The following is a 12,973-nucleotide window of genomic DNA, read 5'->3' as shown; positions in this document are numbered from 1 at the left end:
GCCTGCGCGGCCGCATGGATGGCCCTCGCCGGCATGGCACCCGGCAGCCCAGCGTGGGGCGCCGAAATTCGCCTACCCCGTCACGCAGCGCATCGACGCCGGTGCGAGCATCGCCGTGCCGCGCACGTGGGGCCCATTGCGGCTGAACGGCGACACACCCATCCCGTCGGTTGCGGCGACCATCAACTCGCCTTTCGGTCCATCACGTCTGGTGTTTGCGCAGCAAACGGTCGCGCCGGAGAGCTTCGCGCTGGTCACGGTGCGTAAATCGGATTTCGACAAAGGCACGCCTGATTACCTGGAGACGTTGCGCCCGCGGGATCTGGCGATCCTGCTCACGCACATGGAGTCGCGCGTGCATGGCGATCGCCCGGCCTGGGCCTCCCGCCTCGTGCGTGGCCGGGCTCCGACGCAGCAGGTCGTCGGCGGGCGCCGGGTCATTTACTGGGAAGGCGAATGGAACACGTCGGCGGCCCGGACAGTCGTCGTTCGGGGGTATGCATTCTTTGGCAATGGCGCCGTCTATCTGCTGCGCATATTCGGCACCGCGGGGCACAGCGAACCAGCCGAATTTGCCGAAGAAGCGCGCTTTGCCGACATGGTTGCCGCCACCTTCCGCACGAAATAGCCACCGCGCCTTCGCCCTGATTGTTGCAACGCAACAACAAGCGTCCCACGCCTAACAGCCCCGGTTCCCAAGCGCAGGCCCGTCCACGCAAGGGCTGAAATCTGTTGTTACTCTTGGAACAGTCTGTTCACCCGGCGCCGTATTGTTCTTCCGCATTGCAACACCTACACTTCGTGACAGTTGTTCAGACATCGATTGCCTGAACAAGCAATGCAAGTGTTGTAAGGAGAACAATGATGAAATGGTTGGATATTGGCGCCGTCATGGCCGCCTGGATTGCGAGCTGCGTGGCAGCCGGCTGGCTCATCAGCGCCGCCGCTTTCCTGGCTTAACGCCCCTGCCCTAAAGGCAAAACGGCCGAGCGGGAACCCTTCCCCGCCCGGCCCTGAACACCCCGGTTGATCGATTCGTCAGGCTGGCTTCTGACCCGCCCACTCGACGAATCGGTCGACAAACCCTGCAAGAACTGGCGCGTCCGCGCATCCGTCACCCCGCCCTGGGCATCAAAGGGCTCCCCCGCAAAGTGGAAGAACACCTCCGGCAAGGGCAAGACCTTCACGCCGACCGCCGCGAGCACATTACGCAATTGCGCCTGCGACAACGCCGTGCCGATTGCGCCCGGCGAAGCCCCCGCAATGCCGGCCGGTTTACCGCCCCACACGCTCTGGCCGTACGGCCGAGACCCCAGTCAATCGCATTCTTCAGTACGCCCGGTATGCCGCGGTTGTATTCCGGCGTCACGAATAACAGCGCATCCACGCCCGCCACCGCCGCCTTGAAGCGCTGTACCGGCTCGGGCAGGCTCGCGTCGAGGTCCTGGTTGTAGAGCGGCAGCTCGCCAATTTCGATGAACTGCGCGGTCGCCCCCGACGGCAGCAAGCCTGCCAGCGCTTGCGCCAGCTGGCGGTTGAACGACGCCTTGCGCAGGCTGCCGACGATCACTCCGATAGTCAGATTGCTCATGAATGCTCCTTGCGTGCAAAACAGTTCGGGATGGCGCTGACGCTCAATCCGCCGTCGCCGGTTCGGGGGCCACCTCCCGCTTGAGGCGGTTGATCAGGGCAAACATCAGCGGGTTCAGCAGAATCGACAGAATCGCTGCCGACAACAGCAGCCCCCGCGCACGGTCGGGCAGGATTTGCAGACTGATCCCGAGCCCAATCAGGATGAACGAAAACTCGCCGATCTGCGCGAGGCTGGCGGAAATCGTGAGCGCCGTGCGGTTGCCGTGGCCAAACGCGCGCACCACCGCAAACGCCGCCAGCGACTTGCCCACCACCACGATCAGCACCGTGCCCAGCACCGCCCAGGGGTCTTCGATCAACACCCTCGGATCGAACAGCATGCCCACCGACACGAAAAACAGCACCGCAATGCGTCGCGCAGCGGCAGCGATTCTTCCGCCGCGCGCTGGCTGAATTCGGACTCGGCCAGCACCATGCCCGCAAAGAACGCGCCGAGCGCGAACGACACGCCAAACAGCACCGTGGCGCCATAGGCGACACCCAGCGCCGTGGCGAGCACGCCCAGGCGGAACAGCTCGCGGCTGCCCGTCATGACGATGCGCTCGAGCATCCACGGGATCACGCGGCGGCCCACCACCAGCATCAGCGCGGCAAACGCCACCACCTTGGAGAGCGTGACCGCAAGCACCTTGACGATGTCCCACGCGCTGACCGCCGTGCTGCCGGCGCCGCCCAGCGCACCCGCCAAGGCAGGCAGCAGCACGAGCGTCACCACCATCACCAAGTCTTCCACGATCAACCAGCCGACGGCGATGTGGCCTTCGTGCGAGTTGTCGATACCGCGATCTTCCAGCGCCTTGAGCAGCACCACCGTGCTCGCCACCGAGAGCGCCAGGCCGAATACCAGCCCCGGCCCCCAATCCCACCCGAGCAGCCACGCCAGCCCCATGCCCATGAGCGTGGCCAGCGCAATCTGGCCGATGGCGCCCGGAATGGCGATGGCCTTCACCGCCAGCAGCTCCTTCATCGAGAAGTGCAGCCCCACGCCGAACATCAGGAGGATCACGCCCAGCTCGGCCAGCTGCGGCGCGAGGCTTTGGTCGGCCACGAAACCGGGCGTGAACGGTCCGGCCACCACACCCGCCATCAGGTAGCCCACCAATGGCGGCAGCCGCAGGCGCTGCGCGATGGTGCCGAAGATGAAGGCCAGCACGATGCCGCCGATGATGGTGGAGATGAGCGGGGTGTCTACGTGCATGCGGTCCTGGAATGGAAATGGGGCGGGTTCAGAGACAGGAGGAGCGGAAATGCTGGGAAAGGGCCGATCGGCCCTGGTGCGACAACTGCGGCGCGGATTTGTTCTTGGTGCGTCACAACTATAAGGATTGCCCTTTGCGAAACCTTACGAAGCAAATGTCATGCAGAAGACATCGCGGCAAAAACACCGCTCCTACACTGCGCCGCAGACCGCTCGCCCAGGACGGCGAGGGCGACCCTCAGGAGACAACCCATGCGCTACGCCAACAAAGTCCTTCCCGTGGACGAGGCCATCGCCCACGTCCGCAGCGGCAGCCGCCTGATGCTGGGCGAATTCGTGGGCGCCGGCGAGCCGGCCTGCTGCATCGAGGCGCTGCTCGCCAGCGGCATCGACCAGCTCACGCTCATCACCAACACGCCGGGGCTGCGCGGCGGCTTTCTCAAAACCCGGCTGTTCAGCTCGGGCCAACTGGCCGAGTTCATCGGGACGCACGTCGGCACGACCGATGAGTCGACGCAGGCTTACCTGACCGACTCCGTGCGCGTGGCCGAGTTCTTTCCCATGGGCACCTGGGCGGAAAAAGTGCGCGCGGGTGCGCTGGGCCTGGGCGGCGCCCTCGTGCCGGTGGGCGTGGGCATCCTCGACCAGCCCGATGTTTCCCAAGCGCGGCGCCCCCAAGCAGACCCTCACCGTCGATGGCACGACCTGCTTCGTCGAGCCGCCCCTGCGCGCCGACGTGTCGATCATCAAGGGCTGGCGCGCCGATACCTTCGGCAACGTGGAGTTTCGCGGCACGGCACTGCAGAACCAGCGCGACATCGCCATGGCCGGCGACTACACCATCGTCGAGGTGAACGAGATCGTCGAAGTGGGCACGATTCCGCCCGAGCGCGTCGGCTGCCCGGGCGTGTTCGTCAATGCGGTGGTGCAAGGGCTGTCGCTGGACGACCAGCACGCGCTGTACAGGCACCACTGGACGAAGCTCGGCCGCCTGCCCGCCGCCGAAGCGTGATCGTCAGACCCACAACAAGGAGACCGCCATGCAAGCCCTGCCCGAAACGCCCAAGCAACGCATTGCCGCCCGCTGCGCGCTGGAACTGCGCGCCGGCGAAGTCGTCAACCTTGGCTTGGGAATCCCCACGCTCACGGCCAACTACCTGGACGCCAATGCCGGCGTCATCTTCCATACCGAAAACGGCGCCTTCGGCTTTGGCGGACGCCCGCCGCTGGACGCCATCGACAGCGACTTCACCAACGCCGGCTGCGAGCCCATCACGCTGATGCCGGGCGCGGCCCTCATGGACCTCGCCACGTCGCTCGGTGCAATGCGCAACGGCTACATCGACGTGACGATCCTCGGCGCGTTACAGGTGGATGCGCTGGGCAACCTCGCCAACTGGGCGTGCGATCGCAACGGCAAATGGTGGCCCGGCATCGGCGGGGCGATGGACCTCTGCTACGGCACGCGCAAGGTGATTGCCGCGCTGGCGCATACCGACAAACACGGCAACTCCAAGATCCTGCCGCGCTGCACGCTGCCGCTCACGGGCCGGGGATGCGTGAAGGTCATCGTCACCGAGCACGCCGTGTTCGACGTGACCGACGCGGGGCTGGTGCTGCGTGAAATCCTCTCGCATGCGACACTCGACGACATTCGCGCCATGACGGCAGCGCCCTTCACGCTGGCGCCGCTGCTGCAGATGCGCGCCGCCTGAGGAGACGCCATGCCCACCACCGTCGATTGGTTCTTCGATGTCATCTCGCCGTTTGCCTATCTGCAGCTCGAACAGTTCGATGCGCTGCAGCAGGCGAACGACATCGTCATCCGCCCGCGCCCACTGGTGCTGGGTGCGATCCTCCATCACTGGGGGCAGAAGGGCCCGGCGGAGATCACCTCCAAACGCGTGTTCACGTATCGGCATGCGCTGTTTCGCGCGCAGCAGCTCGGCATTCCGTTTCGCATGCCGCCCGCGCACCCGTTCAACCCGATCAAGGCATTGCGGCTGACGATTGCGATGGGCGGCTCGCTCGACGCCGTCCGGGCGGTGTTCCGGCATATCTGGCGCGACGGCAACGATGTGGCGTCGCCCGAGGGCTTTGCCGCGCTGTGCGAGGCGGCCGGCTTTGCAGAAGGCGTCACCGCTGTCGAACAACCGGCCGTGAAAGACGTGCTGCGTGCGCACACCGATGCGGCCATCGCGCTCGGCGTGTTCGGGGTGCCCACGCTGGTGCACGACGGCGAGCTGTTCTGGGGAGAAGACGCGACCGACATGTTCCTGCAGAGCCTGCGCGCTGGCTGGCTCTCCACGCCCGAAGCGCAGCGCGTGAGCACGCTGCCGGTGGGCATTCAACGTGGCTGAGCACGACACCAGCTCGCGCCCCGGCATCAGCCGCGCACGGCTGGCGCATATCGCGGCGTGGTCCATCGATCTGCCCGCGGAAGAAGCCGACCGCGCCTGTGCCGGCATCGTTGAGAAAACCTACGCGCGGGGCGCCTGCATTTGCCCGAAAAACACGTTGCTGGAGAGCTGGACGGGCGTGGTGACGGGCCTCATCAAGATCGGCACGGTGTCGCCCGAAGGGCGCAGCGTCACGTCGACGGGCGTGCCGGCCGGCGGCTGGTTTGGCGAAGGCACGGTGCTCAAGAACGAGCCGCGCCGCTACGACATCGTTGCGCTGCGCGACACGCGCATGGCCCTCATGGACCGCACCACCTTCATGTGGCTCGTTGAAAACAGCGTCGCGTTCAACCGCTTCCTGGTGAAGCAGCTCAACGAGCGGCTCGGGCACTTCATGGCGCTGCTGGAATACGACCGGCTGCTCGATGTCACGCCGCGCCTGGCGCGTTGCATTGCATCGCTGTTCAACCCGGTGCTCTACCCGGGCGCGGGCGACCACCTGGAGATCACGCAGGAAGAACTCGGCCTGCTTTCCGGCATGACGCGGCAGGTGGCCAACCAGTCGCTCAAGGCCCTGGAGAAGGACGGCGTGGTGCGGCTCGAATACGGCGGCGTGACGGTCGTCGACCTCGATCGGCTGCGCAGCTACGGCGCCTGAAGACGCCGCTTTTATTAACGAATCTTCATCCGGCAGAGCAAGCCGCACCCGCTAGAATCGCGGCACAACAAGACAAGATCATTACGCTGCGGCATGCGCCCCGCGCCGCCCGCAGCCGGAAGAGGGAACAGGGCATCGCACCATGTGCGTGCCTGCATCTATGCTGCCGATTCATCTGCTTTCCACCGGCAAGGCGCTGCCGGAGCAACAAGTCACGTCCGCTGAACTGGATGCCCGCCTCGGCCATCGGGCTGGGTACGTGCGCAAGAAGTCCGGCATCGACGTCCGCCACCATGCCACGCTGACCGAGCATCAGTCGGAACTCGCCGGCGCCGCCGTGCGCGATGCACTGCGCCGCGCCGATGTTCCGGCCGCGTCCATCGACCTGTTGATCTCCGCCTCGGGCGTGCAGGAACAGGCGCTGCCCAACACGGCCGCGCGCGTCCTGGAGCCCGCCGGGCTGCCAGCCGGCACGCCCGCGTTTGACGTCAACGCCAGTTGCCTGAGCTTTCTCACGGCGCTGCATGTGGCAAGCAGCCTCCTGACCACGGGAGCGTACAAGCGCATCGCCGTGGTGGCGTCCGACCTCGCCTCGCGCGGCATCGATTGGGACGACGCCGAGACCGCATTGATCTTTGGCGACGGGGCAGCGGCGGTCATCGTTGAAGCGGCACCGTCGATATCCGGCGCGGGCATCCACGCCTACCGCATGGAGACCTACCCCGCCGGCAAAACCTATTGCGAAATCCGCGCGGGCGGCACGCGCCGCAACCTGCGCACCGGCGCGCAACCGACCGATTACCTGTTCCACATGGACGGCAAGCGCGTATTCAAGCTCGCCTCGCAACTGATGGACGGTTTCCTCGATCGGCTGTTCACCGGCAGCCAATACACGCTGAGCGACATGCATGTCGTCGTGCCGCACCAGGCGAGCCACCTGGGGATGCAGCATCTGCGCAAGCGGTTGGGCGTGCCGGAAGCCAGCGTGGTCGATATCTACGCGCAGCACGGCAACCAGGTAGCCGCGTCGATTCCCACCGCGCTGCATGAAGCCGTGACGACCCAACGCATCGAGCCCGGCAAACCGGTTCTGCTGGTCGGCACGGCGGCCGGCCTGACGCTCGGCGGCATGGTGCTGACGCTATGACGACGCTGGTGACGGGCGCCACCGGTGGGCTCGGCCGCAACGCGGTCGACGCACTGCTCGCGCAAGGCGCCCGCGTGCGCGCGACGGGGCGCGATGCCACGCAACGCGACGCCTTTGCCGCCCGTGGCGCAGACTATGTGCCGGCCGACCTGGCACAGCCGACAGCGGCCACGCTGGATGCGCTGCTCGACGGTGTCGACACGGTCTGGCATTGCGCGGCGCTGTCATCGCCCTGGGGCGCGTATGCGGACTTCTACGCGGCCAATGTGCGCGCCACGGCGGCGCTTGCCGAAGGTGCCGTCAAGCATGGCGTCCGCCGCTTCGTGCATATCTCCACGCCGTCGATCTATTTCGACTACCAGCATCACGCCGATCTGCCCGAGAACTATCGTCCTGCGCGCTTCGCCAATCATTACGCGGCGACGAAGATGCTGGCAGAGGCGGCCATCCAGCAGCAGGTCGCCACGCAGCACCGCACGCACTTTGTCATCCTGCGGCCGCGCGGGCTGTTCGGCCCGCATGATCGCGTGGTACTGCCGCGCATCCTGCACTTGCTGGAGCTGCGCGGCGGCGTGCTGCCCCTGCCCCGTGGCGGCGCGGCGCGCATGGACCTGACGTATCTGGAAAACGTGGTGCACGCCATGCAGTGCGCCACCAGGGCGAGCGTGCCTTCCGGCGCCGCTTACAACATCACCAACCATGCGCCGGCCACGCTGCGCGATCTGCTCGATCAACTGCTGGCGCAGCAGCTCGGCCTGCGTTATCGCGTTCGCGCAGTGCCGTATCCCGCGATGGCATTGGCCGCACGCGCCATGGAAGCCGGCAGCGCCGTCACGCGTCGCGAGCCGCTGCTCACGCGCTACAGTGCCGCCGCGCTGCACTACGACATGACGCTCGCCAACGACCGCGCGCGCATCGAACTCGGCTACGTGCCGCCCATCGACATGGCCGAAGGCATCCGCCGCACGGCTCACTGGTTACGTGAACATGGCAACGTTGTCCGTTTTTGAAGCGGGTACTGCACGCATACCGCGTGTGGCGCTGCGCGGCGCGGGCCTGCGCACCTGCGCGTTTCCCGCACGCGCCTGGCTGATCGAAGCCGCCGGGCGGCGCTGGCTGTGGGACACGGGCTATGCCTCGCATTTTCATGACCACACGCGCAGCGGCTTGTTTGCGATCTACCGCAAGGTCACTCCGGTGTATTTTGATGCGTCGGAATCCATGGCGGCGCAGCTCGCGCAACAGGGCGTGCGCCCAGCTGATCTGGACGGATTGATCGTCTCGCATTTCCACGGGGACCACGTTGCCGGCCTGCGCGACTTTCCGGGCGTGCCGGTCATCTGCTCCGGCGAAGGATGGATGCACCTGCGCGCGCTGCGCGGTGTTTCCGCGTTGCGGCGCGCTTTCGTGCCCGGGCTGATTCCCGAAGATTTTGAAACGCGCACGCGCTTTGTCGAACAGTTCGAGCAAGTCGCGCTGCCGCCGGAGTTGGCGCCATTCACATCCGCCTGGGCCGTGCCCGACAGCAACGGCGACGTGCTGCTCGTGCCGCTGCCCGGCCACGCCGCCGGACACCTCGGCGCGTTCGTGCGCACGCAGGAAGGCTGGGTGCTGCTGGCCGCCGACGCCGCCTGGTCGCCGCTGAGCTATCGCGAACTGCGCGGGCCATCGGTATTGGCGTATTCGATCATGGAAGACCGCCATGCCTACTTCGACACGCTGCGCAAGCTGCACGCGCTCGATGCGGGCGGCCACGTGCGCATCCTGCTCACACACGAGGGGGCGTTGTGACGGCGTTGCACCGCCTGCTGTGGTCGTACTGGCAAACGCGCCGGCTGCGGCTGCCTGATCGCGCCGCGCTGGAAGCGCACCAGCAGCGGCAGATCTCGCGCTTCACGCAACGCGTGCTGACTCGCAGCCCGTATTTCCGCCCGTTCGCATCGAAGCCGATGCACGAATGGCCGTTGATGGACAAGGCCACGATGATGGCCAATTTCGACGCCATGAACACCGCCGGCCTGCGCCTGCACGACGTGCTGGCCTGCGCGCAACAGGCCGAGCAGTCACGCGATTTCCGGCCGACGGTCGGGGCGTATTCGGTGGGCTTGTCATCTGGCACCTCCGGCGGACGCGGCGTATTCGTTGTAAGCCCGACCGAGCGCGCGCAGTGGGCCGGCATCCTGCTCGCCAAGCTGCTGCCGCGCGGGCTGTTGCACGGCGAGCGCGTCGCCCTGTTCCTGCGCGCCAACAGCAATCTGTACACGGCCGTGCGCAACCCGTGGCTGACGTTTTCATTCTTTGATCTGTTTGCGCCGTTCGAATCGCACCGCGCGCCGCTGGAAGCATTGCAGCCGACCATCATCGTGGGGCCGGCGCAGGTGCTGCGTGCGCTTGCCATGGAGAAGCTTGCCGGCCGGCTCGGCATCGCGCCCGTGCAGGTGTTGTCCGGCGCCGAAGTGCTGGAGCCGATGGACCGCGCACTGCTTGCACAGGCTTTTGGCAACGTCGGCGAGGTCTACCAGGCCACCGAAGGCTTTCTGGGCGCGACCTGCGCGCACGGCACGCTGCACTTGAACGAGGCGCACGTGCACATCGAGCCGCAATGGCTGGACGCGCACCGCTTCGTCCCCGTCATTACCGATTTCACGCGCAGTACGCAGCCCATCGTGCGCTACCGGCTGGATGACATCCTCATCCGCCGCGACCCGGCGCTGGGCGCTTGCCCCTGCGGCAACCCGGCGATGGCCATCGAGCGCATCGAAGGCCGCTGCGACGATACGCTCGTCCTGCCCGCGCTGGGCGGCGGCACTGTCACGCTGTTTGCCGACGTGTTCGCGGGCGCTGGCACAGGCGCTGCCGCTGCATGCGGATTACCGCCTGGTGCAGACCGATGCGAACACGCTGGCGTTGTCCATTCACCCGGCCGACGCCGACATTGCGCGCGCGTGCCGGGCGCACCTGGCCGATGTCTTCGCCTGCCAGGGCGTCGATGCATCGCGCGTGACGTGGCACGCCACACCCGAGCGCATCGCCACCGATTTCACCACCAAGCGCCGCCGCATCGTCCGGCTCGCGGCGCCGGGAGCGGCACGATGAGCCCGCTTGCCACGCGCCTGCGCCATATGGCCTTGGGCTGGTGTTCGGTGGGCCTCGTCTATGGTCTCTGCGGAGCGCTGCAAGGCGTTGGCACGATCGTGCCCGAGACTGCACTGGACCGCGCCATTCCGTTCAGCACGTCGGGCATCTGGCTGTACCTGTCGTTCTTCGTGCTGATTCCGCTGGCGTATCTGCGGGCCGACATGTCGCGCCTGCCTTGGCTGGAACGCGCCATGCAGATGAGCGCGCTCGTGAGCGGTGCGGTGTTCATGCTGTGGCCGACCACGCTGCACTACCCGCCGTTGGCGGATGCATCGTTGCCCGGCAGCGTGCAACGCATGCTGATCGCCATGGATTCGAGCCAGAACTGCCTGCCCTCGCTGCATGGGGCGCTTACGCTGCTCTCGGTATGGGCGCTGGCGGATTCGCGCAGGCCGATGCGCACAGCGCTCGCCGCAGCCTGGGGCTCGGCATCCTGTACGCCACGATCCAGACGCGCCGGCACGTCGCACTTGACCTGTCGGCAGGCGTGGCCGTGGGCGTGCTGTGCGGCGCGGCTGTCCGTCTATGGTTGGCGCGGCGCGCGTCAACGCTCTCCATCGAACCGGTGTCCACATGAATGCCTTCGCCTTGCCGCTTGCATTGATGCTCGGCTGCGTGCTGCTGGAACTGGCTGCGCTCAAGTGGTGGCGCGGCCAACCGCTGCCGTGGCGCGACGTCATCCTCAACCTCAACTCCGGCCACGTGCTGATGTGGCTGTGCCGCGGCGTGGAAGTCGCGGGCTTCACGTGGCTATATGCCCATGCCAGCTTGCATTGGGTAGATGGCTGGCACCCGGTTGCGGGCTGGGCCTTCGCGTTTGTCGCGTGGGATCTCGGTTTCTACTGGCTGCACCGCATGCACCACAAGCTGGGCTTTCTGTGGGCGATCCATGCCGTGCATCACGAAGGCGAGCATTTCAACCTGTCGCTGGGCGTGCGCAACGCTTGGCTGTCGTCGCTCACATCGCTGCCGTTCTTCGTGCCGCTGGCGCTGTTGGGGGTCACGCCGGAAATGTTCGTGGCGGTGTCAGGCCTGCATTACTCGGTGCAGTTCTACAACCACTGCGGACTGGTCGGCCGCTCGGGCGTGCTCGACCGCTTCATGGTCACGCCTGCCAACCACCGCGTGCATCATGGCTGCAACCCGGAATACATCGATCGCAACTTCGGCGGCACGCTGCTGCTGTGGGACAAGCTGTTCGGCACCTATCAGCGCGCGCTGGCCGACGTGCCGATCCGCTACGGCGTGCACAAGCCCACCCACAGCGACAACCCGTTCTGGGCCAACGTGGTGCCGGCATTGCAGTGGCTGGGCTGCGCACGCCGCATTTGCAACGCGATACGCGCACCACGCCCGCCGGCTGGATCGCCACCGGCGGTGTGCTGCTGTTTGGCGTGGTGATCGACTATGTGCGCACCGACGGCCTGTGGCCCGGGCACTGGCAAGCGGCCTGGTTCGCGCTCATCCTGCTGCTCACGCTGGCGCTGGGCGGTTTGTCGGATGGGCGCGGCTGGGGACGCTGGCTTTGGCCGTTGCTGGCGCTTGCGCTGCCCGTGCTGATGATCGGCATATGCGGCGCGGGCGATGCAATGTCCGACACGTTGGCCGTTGCGCTCGGGTTGCATGGTCTTGCTTGCGGACTGTGGCACGCGCTGCGGACCGAATCGCCGCTCTCTTCGTCGCCGCATGCCGAATCTCGCTAAGCTCCGCTACGCTTCACCGCGCTCCTCGTCGCTGGCCGAGGATTTGCGCCGTACCGCGCACGACCACCTGCAGGCGCACGGCGACCATCGCTTTGCCGATGTGCAGTTCATTGCCAAGGGCACCCTGCTCGTTGTGGTATCCGCGCTGCTGTATGGCGTCATGATGACGGCCACGGGTGCGACGACATTCGTGCTCGCCTACATGGCCTTTCCGTTCATCGCGATGCTGCTGGCCATGAACGTGCTGCACGACGGCGCGCATCGGGCGCTCTCCCCTGGGCATGGCTGGACCGCCTCATGACGCGTGTGACCGCCATCCCGCTCGGCGTCGAACCGGCCTACTGGACGGTGCGCCACGTGCACTATCACCATGCGCATGCCAACGTGGAGCACTACGACCTCGACACCGCTGCAAACCGCTTCCTGCGGCAGACGCCCTTTCAGCCGTGGTATCCGCAGTTTCGCTATCAGCACCGCTACTGGCCACTGATTGCCGCACTGTCGCTGCCGTACATCAACTGGATCTACGACTGGTCGGATCGCCTTGGCCTCACGCCGCTGGCGGCGGATCGCGTGTTGCCCGGCCTGCGCGGCTGGGCGACGTTCCTGCTGGCGAAGGCGTTGCACTTGCTCATTGCGGTAGCGGTGCCCGCGTGGGTGGCACATCGGCTCGGCCTCGGCTGGGGCTGGGTGGTGTTCAGCTACTTCGCAGGGCAGATGCTGGCGTCATGCGTGCTGGTCGCGTTGATCCTGGGCACACATTGGGCAGACGTGACGTTCTATCTGCCACCCGAATCGGGCCAGCTGCCGCACACGTGGCACGAGCATGCATTCCACACCGCGTGCGACTGGCAACCGCAACCGGCGTGGATCGGCTACTGGCTTGGCGGCTTGAACTGGCACCTGACGCATCACCTTTTCCCGACGTATAGCCACCGGCACTATCCGGCGCTGGCAGCGCGTGTGGCCGAGGTGGCGCGCGCCCATGCGCTCGACTACCGCGCACTCACCTACCGCGAGTTGCTGACCGCGCAGCAGACCTTCCTGCGCGCCATGGGCCAACGCCCGAACTAACGC

General features: G+C 66.5%; 14 protein-coding genes and 4 pseudogenes. 16 read left to right on the top strand and 2 right to left on the bottom strand.

Annotated elements, in window-relative coordinates; genetic code table 11:
- The first annotated feature begins 115 nt into the window (after positions 1-115).
- The gene (locus tag OWR21_RS09950) at positions 116-628 is read left to right on the top strand and encodes a hypothetical protein (RefSeq protein WP_332395121.1); all 513 of its coding nucleotides are present in this window, start codon (positions 116-118) and stop codon (positions 626-628) included.
- A gap of 410 nt (positions 629-1,038) precedes the next feature.
- On the opposite strand, the pseudogene OWR21_RS09945 reads toward OWR21_RS09950, so the two are convergent.
- A pseudogene (locus tag OWR21_RS09945) lies at positions 1,039-1,591 on the bottom strand (NADPH-dependent FMN reductase).
- 43 nt (positions 1,592-1,634) lie between these two features.
- A pseudogene (locus tag OWR21_RS09940) lies at positions 1,635-2,851 on the bottom strand (cation:proton antiporter domain-containing protein).
- A 252-nt stretch (positions 2,852-3,103) separates the two neighbouring features.
- On the opposite strand from OWR21_RS09940, the pseudogene OWR21_RS09935 reads away from it, so the two are divergent.
- The 15 genes and pseudogenes from OWR21_RS09935 to OWR21_RS09865 all read left to right on the top strand — a co-directional run.
- Positions 3,104-3,454 (top strand): annotated as a pseudogene (locus tag OWR21_RS09935) (CoA-transferase); the annotation flags it as partial.
- Between the two features lie 49 nt (positions 3,455-3,503).
- The gene (locus tag OWR21_RS09930; protein ID WP_332395120.1) at positions 3,504-3,863 is read left to right on the top strand and encodes a CoA-transferase; all 360 of its coding nucleotides are present in this window, start codon (positions 3,504-3,506) and stop codon (positions 3,861-3,863) included.
- 28 nt (positions 3,864-3,891) lie between these two features.
- The gene (locus OWR21_RS09925) at positions 3,892-4,566 is read left to right on the top strand and encodes a 3-oxoacid CoA-transferase subunit B (protein ID WP_147214378.1); all 675 of its coding nucleotides are present in this window, start codon (positions 3,892-3,894) and stop codon (positions 4,564-4,566) included.
- A gap of 9 nt (positions 4,567-4,575) precedes the next feature.
- Positions 4,576-5,211 (top strand): 2-hydroxychromene-2-carboxylate isomerase, encoded by a 636-nt coding sequence (locus tag OWR21_RS09920; protein WP_332395119.1) that lies wholly within the window; start codon positions 4,576-4,578, stop codon positions 5,209-5,211.
- Positions 5,204-5,908 (top strand): Crp/Fnr family transcriptional regulator, encoded by a 705-nt coding sequence (locus tag OWR21_RS09915; protein ID WP_332395118.1) that lies wholly within the window; start codon positions 5,204-5,206, stop codon positions 5,906-5,908. Before OWR21_RS09920 ends, OWR21_RS09915 begins: the two co-directional genes overlap by 8 nt.
- 160 nt (positions 5,909-6,068) lie before the next feature.
- Positions 6,069-7,055: a 3-oxoacyl-[acyl-carrier-protein] synthase III C-terminal domain-containing protein gene (locus OWR21_RS09910; protein ID WP_332395117.1), complete on the top strand. Its 987-nt coding sequence runs from the start codon at positions 6,069-6,071 to the stop codon at positions 7,053-7,055.
- The gene (locus OWR21_RS09905) at positions 7,052-8,065 is read left to right on the top strand and encodes an NAD-dependent epimerase/dehydratase family protein (protein WP_147214381.1); all 1,014 of its coding nucleotides are present in this window, start codon (positions 7,052-7,054) and stop codon (positions 8,063-8,065) included. The genes OWR21_RS09910 and OWR21_RS09905 overlap by 4 nt, the downstream gene beginning before the upstream one ends.
- Positions 8,043-8,846 (top strand): MBL fold metallo-hydrolase, encoded by an 804-nt coding sequence (locus OWR21_RS09900; RefSeq protein ID WP_332395116.1) that lies wholly within the window; start codon positions 8,043-8,045, stop codon positions 8,844-8,846. The genes OWR21_RS09905 and OWR21_RS09900 overlap by 23 nt, the downstream gene beginning before the upstream one ends.
- Positions 8,843-9,829: pseudogene (locus tag OWR21_RS09895) on the top strand (F390 synthetase-related protein); the annotation flags it as partial. The gene OWR21_RS09900 and the pseudogene OWR21_RS09895, both read left to right, overlap by 4 nt.
- Positions 9,830-9,875: 46 nt before the next feature.
- A complete protein-coding gene (locus tag OWR21_RS09890; RefSeq protein WP_332395115.1) occupies positions 9,876-10,151 on the top strand; it encodes a hypothetical protein in 276 nt (91 codons plus the stop codon).
- A gap of 409 nt (positions 10,152-10,560) precedes the next feature.
- Positions 10,561-10,770, top strand: a complete 210-nt coding sequence (locus OWR21_RS09885; protein ID WP_332395114.1) for a hypothetical protein — start codon at positions 10,561-10,563, stop codon at positions 10,768-10,770.
- The gene (locus OWR21_RS09880; protein ID WP_332395113.1) at positions 10,767-11,594 is read left to right on the top strand and encodes a sterol desaturase family protein; all 828 of its coding nucleotides are present in this window, start codon (positions 10,767-10,769) and stop codon (positions 11,592-11,594) included. Before OWR21_RS09885 ends, OWR21_RS09880 begins: the two co-directional genes overlap by 4 nt.
- The gene (locus OWR21_RS09875) at positions 11,522-11,896 is read left to right on the top strand and encodes a hypothetical protein (protein WP_332395140.1); all 375 of its coding nucleotides are present in this window, start codon (positions 11,522-11,524) and stop codon (positions 11,894-11,896) included. The genes OWR21_RS09880 and OWR21_RS09875 overlap by 73 nt, the downstream gene beginning before the upstream one ends.
- The gene (locus OWR21_RS09870) at positions 11,880-12,197 is read left to right on the top strand and encodes a hypothetical protein (protein WP_332395112.1); all 318 of its coding nucleotides are present in this window, start codon (positions 11,880-11,882) and stop codon (positions 12,195-12,197) included. The genes OWR21_RS09875 and OWR21_RS09870 overlap by 17 nt, the downstream gene beginning before the upstream one ends.
- Positions 12,194-12,970, top strand: coding sequence for a fatty acid desaturase (locus tag OWR21_RS09865; RefSeq protein WP_332395111.1), 777 nt, complete (start codon positions 12,194-12,196; stop codon positions 12,968-12,970). Before OWR21_RS09870 ends, OWR21_RS09865 begins: the two co-directional genes overlap by 4 nt.
- Positions 12,971-12,973 lie beyond the last annotated feature (3 nt).

This window comes from Ralstonia sp. 1B3, assembly GCF_036631435.1.
This window is presented reverse-complemented; position numbering and strand designations above follow the sequence as displayed.